The organism is Prevotella melaninogenica, from assembly GCF_003609775.1.
GTDB classification, from domain to species: domain Bacteria; phylum Bacteroidota; class Bacteroidia; order Bacteroidales; family Bacteroidaceae; genus Prevotella; species Prevotella melaninogenica_A.
Window position 1 is genome coordinate 1,289,493 of record NZ_AP018050.1, and the last position, 15,989, is coordinate 1,305,481.

General features: G+C 41.2%; 14 protein-coding genes. 12 read left to right on the plus strand and 2 right to left on the minus strand.

Annotated features, from left to right (window positions below; genetic code table 11):
* The first annotated feature begins 194 nt into the window (after positions 1-194).
* From PMEL_RS11865 to PMEL_RS11895, 8 genes are all read left to right on the plus strand, one after another.
* Complete coding sequence (locus PMEL_RS11865) at positions 195-467, plus strand: hypothetical protein (protein WP_120175463.1); 273 nt, start codon at positions 195-197, stop codon at positions 465-467.
* Positions 467-1,027: a 1-acyl-sn-glycerol-3-phosphate acyltransferase gene (locus PMEL_RS11870; protein WP_120175464.1), complete on the plus strand. Its 561-nt coding sequence runs from the start codon at positions 467-469 to the stop codon at positions 1,025-1,027. Before PMEL_RS11865 ends, PMEL_RS11870 begins: the two co-directional genes overlap by 1 nt.
* A complete protein-coding gene (locus tag PMEL_RS11875; RefSeq protein ID WP_120175465.1) occupies positions 1,027-3,615 on the plus strand; it encodes a fibronectin type III domain-containing protein in 2,589 nt (862 codons plus the stop codon). The genes PMEL_RS11870 and PMEL_RS11875 overlap by 1 nt, the downstream gene beginning before the upstream one ends.
* Before the next feature lie 38 nt (positions 3,616-3,653).
* On the plus strand, positions 3,654-3,983 hold the full coding sequence (locus tag PMEL_RS11880) for a hypothetical protein (protein WP_120175466.1): 330 nt from the start codon (positions 3,654-3,656) through the stop codon (positions 3,981-3,983).
* 85 nt (positions 3,984-4,068) lie between these two features.
* A complete protein-coding gene (locus PMEL_RS11885; protein ID WP_120175467.1) occupies positions 4,069-6,198 on the plus strand; it encodes a YgiQ family radical SAM protein in 2,130 nt (709 codons plus the stop codon).
* Between the two features lie 745 nt (positions 6,199-6,943).
* The gene (locus PMEL_RS11890; protein WP_120175468.1) at positions 6,944-8,509 is read left to right on the plus strand and encodes an acyl-CoA carboxylase subunit beta; all 1,566 of its coding nucleotides are present in this window, start codon (positions 6,944-6,946) and stop codon (positions 8,507-8,509) included.
* Between the two features lie 17 nt (positions 8,510-8,526).
* Positions 8,527-8,676 (plus strand): hypothetical protein, encoded by a 150-nt coding sequence (locus PMEL_RS12265; RefSeq protein ID WP_172586795.1) that lies wholly within the window; start codon positions 8,527-8,529, stop codon positions 8,674-8,676.
* 9 nt (positions 8,677-8,685) lie between these two features.
* Entirely contained in the window at positions 8,686-9,114 is a 429-nt protein-coding gene (locus PMEL_RS11895; RefSeq protein WP_120175469.1) for a biotin/lipoyl-containing protein, read from the plus strand.
* A 293-nt stretch (positions 9,115-9,407) separates the two neighbouring features.
* Here PMEL_RS11895 and panD read toward each other — a convergent pair whose 3' ends face one another.
* Positions 9,408-9,752: an aspartate 1-decarboxylase gene (panD, locus tag PMEL_RS11900; RefSeq protein WP_120175470.1), complete on the minus strand. Its 345-nt coding sequence runs from the start codon at positions 9,750-9,752 to the stop codon at positions 9,408-9,410.
* Positions 9,753-9,761: 9 nt separating this feature from the next.
* Positions 9,762-10,613 (minus strand): pantoate--beta-alanine ligase, encoded by an 852-nt coding sequence (gene panC, locus PMEL_RS11905; protein ID WP_120175471.1) that lies wholly within the window; start codon positions 10,611-10,613, stop codon positions 9,762-9,764.
* A gap of 229 nt (positions 10,614-10,842) precedes the next feature.
* Here panC and PMEL_RS11910 point away from each other — a divergent pair, with 229 nt between their 5' ends.
* From PMEL_RS11910 to PMEL_RS11925, 4 genes are all read left to right on the plus strand, one after another.
* The gene (locus PMEL_RS11910; protein ID WP_120175472.1) at positions 10,843-11,652 is read left to right on the plus strand and encodes a glycogen/starch synthase; all 810 of its coding nucleotides are present in this window, start codon (positions 10,843-10,845) and stop codon (positions 11,650-11,652) included.
* A 33-nt stretch (positions 11,653-11,685) separates the two neighbouring features.
* Positions 11,686-13,131, plus strand: coding sequence for a DUF4270 domain-containing protein (locus PMEL_RS11915; RefSeq protein WP_120175473.1), 1,446 nt, complete (start codon positions 11,686-11,688; stop codon positions 13,129-13,131).
* The gene (locus tag PMEL_RS11920; protein WP_120175474.1) at positions 13,121-13,252 is read left to right on the plus strand and encodes a dehydrogenase; all 132 of its coding nucleotides are present in this window, start codon (positions 13,121-13,123) and stop codon (positions 13,250-13,252) included. The genes PMEL_RS11915 and PMEL_RS11920 overlap by 11 nt, the downstream gene beginning before the upstream one ends.
* A 141-nt stretch (positions 13,253-13,393) precedes the next feature.
* Positions 13,394-15,937: an ATP-dependent Clp protease ATP-binding subunit gene (locus tag PMEL_RS11925; RefSeq protein ID WP_120175475.1), complete on the plus strand. Its 2,544-nt coding sequence runs from the start codon at positions 13,394-13,396 to the stop codon at positions 15,935-15,937.
* Positions 15,938-15,989 lie beyond the last annotated feature (52 nt).

The window sequence follows — 15,989 nt, forward strand, 5'->3', positions numbered from 1 at the left end:
TTTAAATGATTTAAATATAATGATTTATTTAATGTCTTTACTATTTTGCAAATTTACCTTTTTTATCCGATAATAGAAAGGAAAAGATGCTAAATTAAAATTTTAACTCTATTTTTATGTAAGAAAGTCTTGCTTTTCTATTTTTTTATTTATCTTTGAACGATAAATGTAAAATATAGCTATTTAGGATTAATATGAGTAACAAAAGAGATTTGAAACGCACCATCAATTACATTTGTGGTGATTTGTTCACAGAGGGTATCGCAGCATCTCTCTATGGTGAAAATCGTGATAATGACAATACAGAGGCTATCCTCACTTCTATCTTGGTAATGCACAGCAACTACATCAGACGCGTGTCTCATGTTCAGCCGGGCATGTCTGCCAAAGTTTATTTCAAAGACTTGAAAGACAAGTTTAGTAAAGAAGTCAATGAGATTATTGACCAACTCAATAACCTTGCATAATGTTACAGGCTATATCTAAGTGGCTTCTTTATAGTTTTATGGGGTGGAAGAAGGATGTCAGGTTTGCATTGCCTGATAAAGCTATTATTTGTCTTGCACCTCACACGAGTAATCATGATTTCCTTATTGGTCAGCTTTACGCAATAGCTGAGCGGCTGAAGAGCAATTTCCTCATGAAGAAGGAGTGGTTTTTTTGGCCGCTTGGTCCTATCTTCCGCAAACTTGGAGGAATTCCTGTATGGCGTGATAAGAAAACGAGTATGACCGACAGATTAGCCGATTATGCTATAAAGGCTGATAAGTTCCAGCTTTGTATTACTCCTGAGGGTACGAGAAGTTTAAACCCTGATTGGAAGAAAGGCTTTTATTATATTGCGTTAAAAGCGCAACTGCCTATCTATCTCTACGCTTTAGACTACGAAAAGAAGTTGATTGAGTGTTCTAAGATAATAACACCATCGGGTGATGTGGAACAGGATATGAAGGAAATCAAATTGTATTTCAAAGACTTTAAGGGTAAGCATCCTGAATTGTTTACGATAGGAGAATTAAACGGATAATGAAGATAAAATTGCTGTGTACCGCGCTTCTTGCAATGGCGTTTACAAATACCTTTGCACAAGCAGGTAAATCAACATGGGGAAAAACAGAATATGAAGATGCACCATGGGTGAAGAATGTTTCTCGTCCAAATGAGATTACAGAGGGATTGCAGAATAGACATCTTTCTGTATGGTCATCTCATGGAAGATATTACGATGCAAAGAAAGGTGAATGGAGATGGCAAAGACCGATTCTATTCAGTACAACTGAAGACCTTTATACGCAGACGATAGTTCTTCCATATCTTATTCCTATGCTTGAGAGTGCAGGAGCAATTGTCTTTACACCACGAGAAAGAGACTGGCAAAAGAATGAAGTTATAGTTGATAATGATAGTCGTACCAACTATAAAGAAGAGAGTATGAAGAAGAAGTGGGCAACTACATCCACTAAGGGCTTCGCTCTACATTATGGTAGTTATAACGATGGTGAGAACCCTTTTACGGCAGGAACAGCTCGACAAGTTAAGGCAAGGAAGCGCAACAGCAAGATTAGCTCTGTTGTTTATCAACCAACTATCCCAGAAACAGGACGCTATGCGGTATATGTAAGCTATCAGACACAGAAGAAGAGTGTTGAAGCAGCAGAATATATTGTTTTCCACAAAGGACAAGAAACCCATTTCCGTGTGAACCAACGCATGGGTGGTGGCACTTGGGTATATCTTGGAACATTTGAATTTGACAAGGGAAATAGCATTAACAACTCTGTTGTGTTGACCAATCATAGTTCTCATAGAGGTATTGTTACGACTGATGCTGTGCGCTTTGGTGGAGGTATGGGTAATATCGTTCGTGGCGGAACAGTGAGTGGTATGCCTCGTTTCCTTGAAGGAGCAAGGTACGCTACACAATGGGCTGGTGCACCTTGGGGCGTAGTAAGCAAGAGCAATGGTTCTAATGACTATAACGATGACATCAACTGCCGCTCATTGATGACGAACTGGCTTGCTGGAGGTTCTTGTTATTTGCCAGAAAAGAAAGATGGTAAGAAAGTGCCTATCGACCTTACTTTGGCAATACACAGTGATGCTGGAGTTAAAGCAGATGATAGTTTCGTAGGAACCTTGGGTATCTGTACAACGCAAGAAGGCAATAAAACATTAGGAGATGGACTTTCACGTAAGGTTTCAAAAACCTTTGCAGAACAGTTAGTAGCCAATGTAAAGAGAGATTTAGATAAAGCTTTCCACATGAATTGGACTACCCGTTCAGTGTGGGACCGCAATTATAGCGAAACACGACTCCCTGAAGTTCCATCTGCAATCCTTGAGACTCTCTCTCATCAGAACTTCCCTGACATTAAGTTAGGACAAGACCCTAACTTCAAGTTCACCTTTGCACGCTCTTTATATAAGACTATTTTGAAGTATGAAGCTAACATGCACGGTAAGACTTATACCGTGCAACCACTTGCCCCAAATAACTTCAAGATAGAATATGTATCAGCAAACAAGGTGAGATTACAATGGAGACCAACTACGGATGCCAGTGAACCTACTGCAACCCCTACTTCCTATAACGTGTATGTTGCGATGGGAACAAGAGGTTTTGACAATGGTATGAACGTTCGCAATACTTATTTTGACATAGAATTAATGCCAGGTGTCGTCTACAACTTTAAGGTAACGGCTTGTAACCGTGGTGGAGAGAGTTTCCCAACAGAAACCCTTTCTGCCTTACGCAATGAAGGTGCAACTCAAACGATTCTTATTGTCAATGCATTCCATCGTCTTTCTTCCCCTGCAGTAGTCAACACAAGCACAGAACAAGGCTTCGACCTTGAAGCAGACCCTGGTCTTAGCTATGGGCCAGTAGCTGGATGGGCAGGAAGACAAGCTAACTTCAACAAGGCTATGATGGGCAAGGAAGGTCCTAATGCCTTAGGTTATGGTGGCGAAGAACTCGTGGGTAAGATTATCGCAGGTAATGATTTCAACTACGTAAAAGAACATGCTGAGGCCTTACGCCATGCTGGTAAATACAATATTGTTAGTTGTGACAGTAAGGCTGTTGAGTATGACGAAGTCAATCTTTCTAAATATGCAATGGTAGACCTGCTCCTTGGTAATGAGAAAGATGATGGACATAGCTTGTATTATTATAAGACCTTCAAACCAGCCCTCCGTCAACAGTTATCAAAGTATCTAAATGGCCGTGGCAAACTCTTTGTCAGTGGTTCTTATCTTGCATCCGATATGCAGGGCGTTGATGAGCAAGAGTGGTTAAGAAATAACCTAAAGATTACCTTTAATGGTGCAAACTATGACAACTATAACTCTATTGTGAGTGGTATGGGAATGTCATTCGATGTTTATCGCACTATCAATGAAGAGCATTACGGTGCTTATACACCAGACAACATCCTACCTGTTGATAACGCTTTTAGCACCTTAACTTATGCTGACGGACAAACTGCAGCTGTGGCATATAAAGGAACTGACAACAGTGTTTTCACATTATCCTTCCCATTCGAGTGCATCAAGGATGCTCCTACACGCAATAGTATCATGAAGGGTATTGTCAACTTCTTAATGAAGAAATAACAACAAAGAAATTGGAATAATCTAAAAGTGTAAAGACTATGTATAAAATTCAAGCAAACGCTTCGGGTACACGAAGCATTGAGATTACAGACAGCCATCTTGAGACAATTCAGAAGTATTCACTTCTCTCTGGATTGGTCGATTCCAATGGTATTATTGATGAGGATATCCTCGACAAACTGAAATTCAATGTTCGTGGACTTCTTGAGTCTGAACCTGGTAAAGACAAAGACTTGTTGGACTTATGTCTTGATGTTATTTATAATCAAAACATGAAAGCCATTGGACTAAAAAACCTTGTTGCACTCTTCAAAGAATGGGTCTTAACACACCAAGACATAGAAGATGAGAATAAAGAAGTCCTTTAATAGTTAAAAAGGAACATAAATAAAAATCAAATTCTTGAAAACAAGCAACATACTTAAAAAGAAAATCAATTAAATACAAAAACATTTGAGTTCACAAAAAGAAAATAGAAGAACTGCAAAGCAGCATAAAAAAGCAACACCTACTCTGCGACAAGATAGAGAAGGTGGTGCTAAGCATGAAGCTAAAATCACAAGACCTTCAAGATTTCAGCTGACAGACTTCCTCCCTACTACAAAAAAGGAGGTTGAACTCCGTGGTTGGGATCAGTTAGACATTATTCTCTTTTCGGGTGACGCCTATATTGACCACCCTGCCTTTGGAGCAGCAGTCATTGGTAGAACACTTGAAGCAGCTGGTTATAAGGTAGCTATCGTTCCACAACCCGACTGGCATGGCGACTTCCGAGACTTTAAAAAGTTAGGTCGTCCACGTCTCTACTTTGGTATATCGCCAGGTGCAATGGACTCGATGGTGAACAAATACACCGCCAATCGTCGTCTACGCTCAGACGACGCCTATTCACCAGATGGCAGACCCAACCTGCGTCCAGAGTATCCAAGCATTGTTTACTCTAATATTCTCAGACAGCTCTATCCCGATGTTCCTATTGTTTTAGGCGGCATCGAGGCTTCACTGCGTCGTCTTACTCATTACGACTATTGGAAAGATTGTGTTCGTAAGTGTATTCTCTGTGATGCACGTGCCGACATGATTATCTATGGTATGGGCGAGAAACAGGTGGTAAGCATAGCACAAGAATTGGAAAACGGTGCTAACATCAAGGATTTAAAGCATATTCCACAAACCGTATATCTTTGTAAAGAGTCAGAGATTCCAGACGGAATAAGAGAGAATGACATCGTACTTCATTCCCATGAATCTTGCTTACACAACAAGAAATATCAGGCTGAGAACTTCAAACATATAGAAGAAGAGTCTAACAAAAAACATGCACAGCGTATTCTGCAGGCTGTTGACAACGTTTATGCCGTTGTTAATCCACCCTATCCTACCATGACAACAGAAGAGGTAGATGCGGCTTATGACCTGCCATACACACGTGAACCACATCCGAAGTATCGTGGCAAGACGATTCCAGCCTATGAGATGATTAAGCACAGTGTGAACATTCATCGTGGATGTTTTGGTGGTTGTTCGTTCTGCACTATATCAGCACATCAGGGTAAGTTTATTAGCTGTCGCTCGAAAGAGAGTATCTTAAAGGAAGTAAAGCAGGTTATACAGATGCCCGACTTCAAAGGTTATCTCTCCGACCTCGGTGGTCCATCAGCTAACATGTATGGTATGGCTGGTAAGAATCAGAAGGCTTGCGAGCATTGTAAACGTCCAAGCTGTGTTAATCCAGAGATATGTCCTAACCTTGAAACTGACCACACCAAGCTGCTTGAAATCTATCATGCAGTAGACGAACTTCCAGGTATCAAGAAGAGTTTTATTGGATCAGGTGTACGCTACGACCTTCTCCTACACAAGAGTAAGGATGAGAAGAGTAACGAGGCTGCCAGACAATATACTCGTGAACTGATTACACGCCATGTCAGTGGCCGATTAAAAGTTGCACCAGAGCACACTTCAGATCGTGTATTGGGACTTATGCGCAAGCCGTCGTTCCAACAGTTCTATGCTTTCAAGAAGATTTTTGACCGCATTAACCGTGAGGAGAATATGCGACAGCAGATTATTCCTTACTTCATATCTTCTCACCCAGGCTGTCAGGAGGAGGACATGGCTGAGTTGGCGGTACTGACAAAAGACCTTGACTTCCATTTGGAGCAGGTACAGGACTTCACCCCTACTCCAATGACTGTTTCTACAGAGGCGTGGTACACGGGCTATGACCCTTATACACTCGAACCAATCTTCTCTGCAAAGACACCAAAGGAGAAACTTGCACAGCGTCAGTTCTTCTTCTGGTATAAGCCAGAGGCACGTCGTGACATTGAACGAGAACTTCACCGCATAGGGCGTAGTGACTTGATAGCTAAGCTATACGACAATGTTCCGAAACGACATCCACGTGCTGTTTACGACCCGAAGGCTATCGGTAGTACGCCTGATATCCCTAACAAAAAACGTAAAGGACGGGAAGAAAAACCAACAGATAACCGTAGAAAATCTGCAAAGCAAAATGGCAAACAACCAAAGAGTTACAATCCAAACTTTTCTGGTAACCATCGACGCAGACAAAAATAAAAATGTAAGAAGGAGTTATGACCCAAAAGGCATGACTCCTTTTTTTAACTTATAACGATAAAGTGAAATTAAAAAGGGGGGCGACTCTGTTATTTAACGCATCAAATAATCTAAACGCAACTAAGAAAAGGACTACTAAAAATAAACATTGACTGGTAAAATATTACAACAAAAAGAAGATAAAAGAGCACAGCAAATCATAGAAATAGAGGTGTTTTTAGCGCAATTACAACCAATTAGTTTTCAACCAGTTACACAACCACTCCGTAAAAGGTGCTTAATTAGACTTCAAAAGGGCGTTAGTAAGCCCTTAAAAGGGCATCTCTTACAAGTCTATTAAGCCTTAATTAGAAGCCAAAAGAGCATCTTTTATTTTTCACGATGTGAATTTTCATTACAAAATAGAAGTATGAATGATAAGAACGGAGCAATTAGCAACCTATCGATTTATCAATACCTCAAAAAAAACTTATCATCGTCAGAATAGCATGTAACAGATACATCTCGCCTATTAAACACCATCTTTTTCCCACGGAGCTATGCAATTAGGTACAAATAGAAGCGATTAAACGTAAAACCTTAACAATATTTAAAGAGGTGAAGATAACTATCTCCACCTTTTTTAGTAAATTTGCATTTGATTCTGTTATAAGGTCTTTTTAGCTCATTGCGAGTAGAATGAGTTGAAGGCTACAGATGAGAAAAATAAAAAAAGAAGCTATAAATAAGAAAATAAATTCAAATTATGAGTAAGCAAACAGAAAAGATCAAGGCACTCGTGGAGAAGCGCGAGTTGGCACGCTTAGGTGGTGGTCAGAAGGCCATCGACAAGCAGCATGAGCGCGGAAAGTACACTGCACGTGAGCGTATTGAAATGCTGGTTGACAAAGGCAGCTTCGAGGAATACGATATGTTCAAACTCCATCGTTGTCATAACTTTGGTATGGAGAAGAAACAGTACCTCGGTGATGGCGTTGTTGCTGGTTCAGCAACTATCGACGGCCGTCTCGTCTACCTCTATGCGCAGGACTTCACCGTAAACGGAGGTTCGCTTTCTGAAACAATGGCTCAGAAAATCTGCAAGGTAATGGATATGGCTATGACCAACGGTGCACCAGTCATCTGTATGAACGACTCTGGTGGCGCACGTATCCAGGAAGGTATTACTTCTTTGGCAGGTTACGGCGAAATCTTCGAGCGTAACATTCTCGCTTCTGGTGTTATCCCACAGATCTCAAGCATACTTGGCCCATGTGCTGGTGGTGCTGTTTACTCTCCAGCATTGACAGACTTCATCATCATGAAGGAGCAGACAAGTTACATGTTCTTGACTGGTCCTAAGGTTGTAAAGACCGTAACTGGTGAAGATATTGACGCTGAACACCTCGGAGGCGCAAGCGTTCACGCTTCAAAGAGTGGTGTGACAAGTTTCACAGCAAAGACAGAAGAAGAGGCTATGGATCTTATCAAGAAGCTCCTCTCTTACATTCCTTCAAACAATCGTGAGGAGGCACCACGTGTAGAGTGCACCGACCCTATCGACCGTAAGGAAGACCTCTTGAACGAGATTATCCCAGACGATCCAAACCAGGCATACGATATGTACAAGGTAATTCAGGCAGTAACTGACAACGGAGAGTTCTTCGAGGTTCAGCCAAAGTTTGCTAAGAACATCATCACTGGTTTCGCTCGTTTCAATGGTCAGAGCGTTGGTATCGTAGCTAACCAGCCATCAGCATACGCTGGTGTATTGGATGTAAACGCAAGCCGTAAGGGTGCGCGCTTCGTTCGTTTCTGCGATGCATTCAATATTCCAATCGTTTCACTTGTTGATGTTCCAGGTTTCCTCCCAGGTACTGGTCAGGAGTATAACGCTGTAATCCTTCACGGTGCACAGTTACTCTATGCTTACGGTGAGGCTACAGTTCCAAAGATTACTGTCACATTGCGTAAGAGCTATGGTGGTTCTCATATCGTTATGGGTTGTAAGCAGCTCCGTTCTGACCTCAACTTCGCATGGCCAAGTGCAGAGATTGCCGTTATGGGTGCATCTGGTGCTGTTGCCGTTCTCTGTGGTAGAGAAGCTAAGGAAGTTAAGGAGCAGGGTGGCGACGTTAAGCAGTTCCTCGCTGAAAAGGAAGAGGAGTACTCAGAGAAGTTTGCTAATCCATATCAGGCTGCTCAGTTCGGCTACATCGATGATGTTATCGAACCACGCAACACTCGTTTCCGCATCTGCCGTGGCTTGGCTCAGTTGGCTCATAAGAAGCAAGACTTACCAGCTAAGAAGCATGGCTGTATGCCAATGTAATAAGGAGGCACGCAACTATGGATAAAAACGTATATGCAGTTATTGCAATGGCACTCTATGAGTTTGCCGGAAACAATGTTCACGATAACGAGCCTGGCTTTATCACTATTCTGCCAAAGCAGACAATGTGGGATGCTAAGTTCGAGATAATGACAAAGAAACCATAATAGACAACAATGAAAGAATTCAAATATACTATCGACGGCAAGGAATATAAAGTCGAGATTTGTGAGATTAATGCCGAGAATGTTGCAGAAGTAACTGTCAACGGTGAGCAGTATGCAGTACAGATGGAACAGCCTGCTGAACCTGAGAAGAAGAAGGTTGAGCTTGGTAAGCCAGCTGCTACTGAGGCAAGTGAGGAGGCTGCTCCTACTGTTGCTATCAACAGTTCTGCTGCTATTAAGGCTCCACTGCCAGGAACAATCACTTCTGTTGAGGTGACAGTTGGTCAGGAAGTAAAGGCAGGCGATACTGTTGTTGTCCTCGAGGCGATGAAGATGCAGAACAACATCGAAGCTGAGAAGGATGGCAAGGTGACTGCTATTGCAGTGAAGGTCGGTCAGGCTGTGCTTGAGGACGACCCATTGGTTGTTATTGAATAATTCTGCTATCAGTTGACATTCGTCACTGATGCTATTATCATTTTCTTAAGAGGGTGTGTCATTACGACATACCCTCGCTTTTATGATAATAGTACATTAAATATAGAACATAGAAAAACACACAATCACATTTCTGTTTCCAAGTACAAAAGAAGATTATCTATTATAAAGTTACACCTTATTAATAAATGACATCATCCCTTACCTTGAAAGACGAAATGTAATTGTGTGCTTATAAAAACACTAATAAAGACAAAGGATTAATCCTCTGGCTAATACTATATTCTATCTAATTATAGTCGATTGCCTTCCTTAGGAAAGACAATTGAAGGCTTAAAGGATTTTGCTTCTTCAAAATCCATCAATGCATAAGAGATGATAATTACTTCATCCCCGACTACAACCTTGCGAGCTGCTGCTCCATTCAAGCAGATACAGCCAGAACCTCTTTCTCCCTTAATAATATAGGTTTCAAAGCGTTCACCATTGTTATTATTTACAATTTGGACCTTCTCGCCTGCTATCATATTAGCAGCATCCAACAAGTCTTCATCAATGGTAATACTACCCATGTAATGAAGATTTGCCTCTGTGACAGTAGCACAGTGTAACTTACTTTTTAATACTTCTATCAGCATCTTTTCTTATTATCCTCTGTATTTTATGTGGTCAATAAGTCGAATAGGCGTATGGCCACAATAAACTGTAATACAACCTACAACATACGCTTCCCAAGTATTTACTTCAAGAAGTGTGTTGCCATCAACAATCTCAAAATACTCTACCTCAAGTCCGTCTACCGCATTGATATCAGCAATGACTTTCTCTCGTGTTTCAGCAACTGTATGGATCTTAGAGAACGCTACACTTTGACTTAACGCCTCATATATCTTTGGTGCTATAGCACGTTCATCTGCGGTCAACAGCATATTGCGTGAACTCATAGCCAAACCATCTGCATCACGTATAATTGGACATTCAACTATCGTTATTTCATCCTTCATACCAATAAAGTCAACAAGACGTTTGATAACAGCAATCTGCTGCCAGTCTTTCTCACCAAAATAGGCTTTATCTGGACGAACAATATAGAATAGTCTACTGACAACTTGGCAAACACCATTAAAATGACCAGGACGTTTTGCACCCTCCATCACTGTTGATTGTGGTGGAAACTCGTATTGACGATTATCTGGTTTGGGGTAGACTTCTTCAACAGATGGAGCAAAAACATAATCTGCTCCACAAACTTCAATAAGCTTACAATCAGCCTCTAATGTACGAGGATAACGTTCTAAATCTCCCTTATCATTAAACTGGGTAGGATTAAGAAAAACAGAAACGACGGTTATATCATTCTCCTTGACGCTTTGTTTTACAAGTGATGCATGACCATCATGCAACGCACCCATCGTAGGAACCAACCCAATAGTCTTGTTCTCCTTACGATAAGAGAATAGTTCGTTCTGAAGTTCTACAATCTTTTGAATAACTTTCATCAGTCACTAAAATTTAAATCGCTGCAAAGTAACAACAAAATAATTAAATAGACGAGATTTTAATTAAATAATCTCAACATGCCCTACTTTTTATTTGTTTTCAGTCGAAAGCGAGAGTTGTCTCATTTTTTTTTCGTACCTTTGCAGAAGATAAGCTACGCCCAGAAAGTACTAACATTCTATGCGTTTGCTTGCTGTAGTTGCAGAAACAAAAATTCTAACATAAAGAATGGGAAAAAAAGTATTATTTGTTAATCAAGAAATCATGCCGTATGTGCCTGAGACAGAGATGTCTTTCTATGGCTCAGAAATGCCACACATCATGCAAGAAGCTGGATTTGAAATCCGTACATTCATGCCAAGATGGGGAAATATTAATGAACGCAGAGGGCAGTTGCACGAGGTTATTCGCCTTTCAGGTATGAACTTGATTATAGACGATACAGACCATCCATTGATTATCAAGGTGGCAAGTATTCCGCAGACACGTATACAGGTTTATTTCATTGATAATGAAGATTATTTCCAGAAGCGTCCTGCAATGACAAAGGACGAACTGGGTAACGACTATCCTGACAATGGCGAGCGTGCTATCTTCTTTGCAAGAGGCGTGCTGGAAACAGTAAAGAAGCTCAGATGGGCTCCTGACGTGATTCACTGCCAAGGCTGGATGTCTTCAGTTATCCCATTCTATGTTAAAACTGCCTACAAAGATGAGCCACAGTTTGCTAATTCAAAGGTTGTTACTTCACTCTTTGCAGAACAGCCACAAGATAGCTTAGGAACTAACTTTAAGCATTGTCTTGAATTCCGTGAGGCAAAAGCCAAATATTTGAAGAACTATAATGATAACTTCGATTTCATGGAATTAGGCAAACTGGCTATCGACTATTCAGATGGTGTCATTGGTACCAGCGACAAAGCACATGCAGATCTTATCAACTATGCTAAGTCTAATGATAAGCAGCTTTTGGAACATGCAATCGATGATACTGAACTAAAGGAGAAGTATTCAGAATTTTATAATAAACTATTCTGATATTCTTACATTCATACAATTAAGAAATTCTAAATGAGAAGGAAATTCATTGCAGCTTGTATGCTTGCAGCTTGTATCGGAATGGTATCATGTGATGATACTACAGATACCCTTGGAGGCTCACTTATTGATAATGGCGACAAACTTTCTATAAAGGCAGACACCTTCAGCGTAGCTTCTGAGACAATGGTTGCTGGCAGTGTTATTGCACGTTCAGCAACTGGATACTTGGGCAGAATGATTGACCCTGAAACAAACACAACGGTTACAGGTAATCTTATGTCACAGTTCCATGTGCTTAGTAATTTTGAGTTGCCAGCAAAGGACTCTATCATGAGTCGTGATGCAAACAATGAGATTATTGCTGATTCATGTGATATAAGACTGTATTACAGCACATACTACGGTGATTCACTTAGCCAGATGAAGCTGACAGCATACGAACTTTCTAAGCCTGTTGAGGAAGGTGTGACATATTACTCTAACTTCGATCCAGAAGCACAAGGCTATATCCGACCTGCTGCACAGGGTGGTATTGCGGAGAAACGTTCATTCACACTGACAGACTATACAGAGGCTGACAGTATCAGAAATAGAAGAAACTATAATCGTAATATCATTGTTCGCTTGAACAATCAGTACAAGGACAAGAGTGGTGTTACATATAACAACTACGGAACTTACCTGCTCCGCAAGTATCAGCAGAACCCTGCTGCATTCCGTAACCCTTATCGTTTCTTGCATGAAATCTGCCCAGGCTTCTATTTTAAGATAGATGGTGGTTCTGGTTCAATGGCACATATACAGGTTGCTCAGTTGAATATCTACTTCAAGAACAAGCAGAATGGTAAGGTATCAGAGATATCAACCAACTTTGTAAGTACAGAAGAGGTTCTTCAGTTGACAAACTTCTCTAACGATAACACAAAGTTACAGCAGTTAGCCAGTGAGTCTGGTCACACTTATCTCAAGACGCCAGCTGGTTTGTTCACAAAGTTGACGCTCCCTGTATCTGACATTATGGCAGGACATACAAACGATTCTATCAACTCAGCTAAGGTTGTACTCTACCGAGAGAACAATAGCACAACATCTGACTATCAGTTTGGAATACCACAGAATGTCGTTATGGTAGCTGCAGATAGCCTACAATCGTTCTTTGCGAACAATCGTCTACCAGATAACAAGACTTCATTCTTGGCAAGTTACAACAAGACAACGAATGGCTATGTATTCAACAATATCTCGGGAATTATCAACCTCTTCTCACGCAACACATCAATGCCTGCATGGGGTAAGGTTGTAATAGTGCCAGTTGAATTGCAGACTGTAACACAAGGTTCAGGTAGTAGCCAGAAAACGATAATTACTAAGGTTTCTCACGACATGGGACTCTCAAGCACAAAGTTATTGGGTAACACGCCAACTGGTAAGAATATTCAAATTTCGATAATATACGGTAAGTTCAATGGCAGATAACTTCTTAGAACGTCATCGTGAGGAATATGAGCAGCGCAAAGCGGCTTGGCTTCGCAAGAAAAAGCACTTAGGACAACAGCCCAAAGCAAGACTTCAGAAGCCTGACGACGAAGCACTGTAATAGAATATAAAATATAGAATCGGACTTACAACACTCATGTACGTCCGATTCTTTGTTTTTGGCACACCTTTTGTTTATACAATCCTACTAATACAGGACATATTGTCCACAGATACAAGTAAAGAAAAGAAAGGTTAGGATATGATGAATCAATTCTCCCCAAAGGTTTCTGAAATACTTTCATTCAGCAGAGAGGAAGCAGAACGACTGACAAGTGCGTCGGTTGCTCCTGAGCATATCATGCTCGCCATTCTGAGAGAGAAGTCAGGACCAGTATGGGAACTATTCAACCAATGGAAGGTTGATATAGACAATATAAAGAAAGAAATTGAAAGAAGACTTCAGGAGGAAACAATTGACCCAACTACTTATGTGCCTGATATGCTTTTAAACGAGCAGGCAAATAACATATTGAAATTAGCTGTACTTGAGGCTCGTATTCAGCATGCACAGACAGTGGATATTCTTCATCTCTTCCTTGCTATATTGCACGATTCTTCTAACAATGGTGCAAAGCAAATAATGGAAGAAAGTGGATTCAATTATAACAACGCAATATCGATGTTACAGAAACGCGCAAACCAACCAAAGAATGGTATAGGAATGGCTGACGAAGAAGAAATGGATGATGATATGATGTCATCTTCATCGTCTGAAGGCAGCAATAATGCCAAGACAACACAGGCTTCTCGTACAAAATCTAAGACACCAGTGCTCGATAGTTTCGGTACTGACCTTACTCAAGCAGCTGCCGAGGGAAAACTCGATCCTGTTGTAGGTAGAGAGAAAGAGATTATGCGTGTCAGTGAGATTCTTGGTAGAAGAAAGAAAAATAACCCTATTCTCATTGGCGAACCAGGTGTTGGTAAGAGTGCTATTGTTGAGGGCTTGGCACAACTTATCGTAAAACATCTCACCTCTCCGATTCTCTTTGATAAACGTGTTATCACACTTGACTTAACTGCTGTCGTGGCTGGTACCAAGTATCGCGGTCAGTTTGAGGAGCGCATCCGTGCATTGATCAAGGAAATCGAACAGAATCCTGACATCATTGTCTTCATTGATGAGATTCACACACTTATCGGAGCAGGTTCTTCACCAGGCTCAATGGATGCTGCTAATATCCTCAAACCAGCTTTGGCAAGAGGTACTATACAGTGCATCGGTGCAACAACACTTGACGAATATCGTAAGTCTATTGAGAAGGATGGTGCCTTAGAGCGTCGTTTCCAAAAGGTACAGGTTGAACCAACAACAGTTGAAGAGACATTGCAGATTCTTGAGAATATCAAAGACCGCTACGAAGTACATCATCATGTAAGTTATACAGAGGATGCACTGAAGGCTTGTGTGAAGTATGCTGACAGATATATTACTGATCGTTTCTTCCCAGATAAGGCAATAGACATCATCGACGAAGCTGGTTCTCGTATTCACTTGCAGCACGTGAAGGTACCACAATCTATCCTCGACATTCAGAAAGAGATAGAAATAACACAAGAGAAGAAGCAGACAGCAGTAAAGAATCAGAACTTTGAGCTGGCTGCAAGCTTTCGCGATAAACAGACGGAGTTGGAACAGACACTGAAAGAAGAGCAAGAAAAGTGGCAAAATGGTGATACCGAAGATAAGGTTGAAATCAATGAAGAAGCCATTGCTGACGTTGTTTCTATGATGACAGGCGTACCTGTTCAGCGTATGCAAGAGGCAGAAGGCGTTAGACTAAAGAACATGGATGCTGAACTCAAGCAGGTTGTTATCGCACAGGACGCAGCTATCGACAAGATGGTAAAGGCTATTCAGCGTAACCGTGTAGGTCTGAAAGATCCTAACCACCCTATTGGTGCATTTATGTTCTTAGGTCCTACGGGTGTGGGTAAGACTTATCTTGCCAAGCGACTGGCAGAGATGATGTTTGGCTCTTCGGACGCTTTGATTCGAGTAGACATGAGCGAATACACAGAGAGTTTCAACACTTCTCGCCTTGTTGGTGCGCCTCCAGGATACGTTGGCTATGATGAAGGTGGACAGTTGACAGAGAAAGTGCGCCGCCATCCCTACTCTATTGTCTTACTTGATGAGATAGAGAAGGCACACGGCAATGTGTTCAATATGCTTTTACAAGTACTTGATGAAGGTCGATTAACTGATGGAAACGGTCGTTTGATAGACTTCCGCAACACGGTAATCATCATGACTTCAAATGCAGGTACACGTCAATTGAAAGAATTTGGACAGGGTGTTGGCTTCAAAGCAACCAATCTGAACGGACTTTCACAGAACGAAGGCGACAAGGAACGTGCTCGTGCTATCATTCAGAAGAGTCTTAGCAAGCAGTTCGCACCAGAGTTTCTCAACCGTTTGGACGAGATTATCACCTTCGACCAACTTGACCTCGAGGCTATCAAAAAGATTATCAACATTGAACTCAAGGGCTTGTTCAAGCGTGTGCATGAACTGGGCTACGAGATGGAGATAACAGATGAAGCCAAAGAGTTTGTTGCAAGCAAGGGATATGATGTACAATTTGGTGCTCGCCCATTGAAGCGTGCTATCCAAAATCATATTGAGGATGGACTGAGCGAACTGATTCTCTCTGGCGAAATCAAGGTTGGTGACACTATCAAAGTATCAAAAGAGAATGATAGTGAGAAACTAAAGTTTGATGTTGTATCAGCTGAATAAAATCTAAGGGAAGGAATAAACATCTCTTACCCTTACCAAATTTGTAATATAA

Excerpts from the sequence above, each read along its gene's own strand:
- PMEL_RS11890 (WP_120175468.1), top strand. The coding sequence starts at position 6,944 with ATGAGTAAGCAAACAGAAAAGATCAAGGCACTCGTGGAGAAGCGCGAG.
- panC (WP_120175471.1), bottom strand. The coding sequence starts at position 10,613 with ATGAAAGTTATTCAAAAGATTGTAGAACTTCAGAACGAACTATTCTCT.
- PMEL_RS11925 (WP_120175475.1), top strand. The coding sequence starts at position 13,394 with ATGATGAATCAATTCTCCCCAAAGGTTTCTGAAATACTTTCATTCAGC.
- PMEL_RS11920 (WP_120175474.1), top strand. The coding sequence starts at position 13,121 with ATGGCAGATAACTTCTTAGAACGTCATCGTGAGGAATATGAGCAGCGC.
- PMEL_RS11870 (WP_120175464.1), top strand. The coding sequence starts at position 467 with ATGTTACAGGCTATATCTAAGTGGCTTCTTTATAGTTTTATGGGGTGG.
- PMEL_RS11880 (WP_120175466.1), top strand. The coding sequence starts at position 3,654 with ATGTATAAAATTCAAGCAAACGCTTCGGGTACACGAAGCATTGAGATT.
- PMEL_RS11865 (WP_120175463.1), top strand. The coding sequence starts at position 195 with ATGAGTAACAAAAGAGATTTGAAACGCACCATCAATTACATTTGTGGT.
- panD (WP_120175470.1), bottom strand. The coding sequence starts at position 9,752 with ATGCTGATAGAAGTATTAAAAAGTAAGTTACACTGTGCTACTGTCACA.
- PMEL_RS11895 (WP_120175469.1), top strand. The coding sequence starts at position 8,686 with ATGAAAGAATTCAAATATACTATCGACGGCAAGGAATATAAAGTCGAG.
- PMEL_RS11875 (WP_120175465.1), top strand. The coding sequence starts at position 1,027 with ATGAAGATAAAATTGCTGTGTACCGCGCTTCTTGCAATGGCGTTTACA.
- PMEL_RS11910 (WP_120175472.1), top strand. The coding sequence starts at position 10,843 with ATGGGAAAAAAAGTATTATTTGTTAATCAAGAAATCATGCCGTATGTG.
- PMEL_RS11915 (WP_120175473.1), top strand. The coding sequence starts at position 11,686 with ATGAGAAGGAAATTCATTGCAGCTTGTATGCTTGCAGCTTGTATCGGA.
- PMEL_RS12265 (WP_172586795.1), top strand. The coding sequence starts at position 8,527 with ATGGATAAAAACGTATATGCAGTTATTGCAATGGCACTCTATGAGTTT.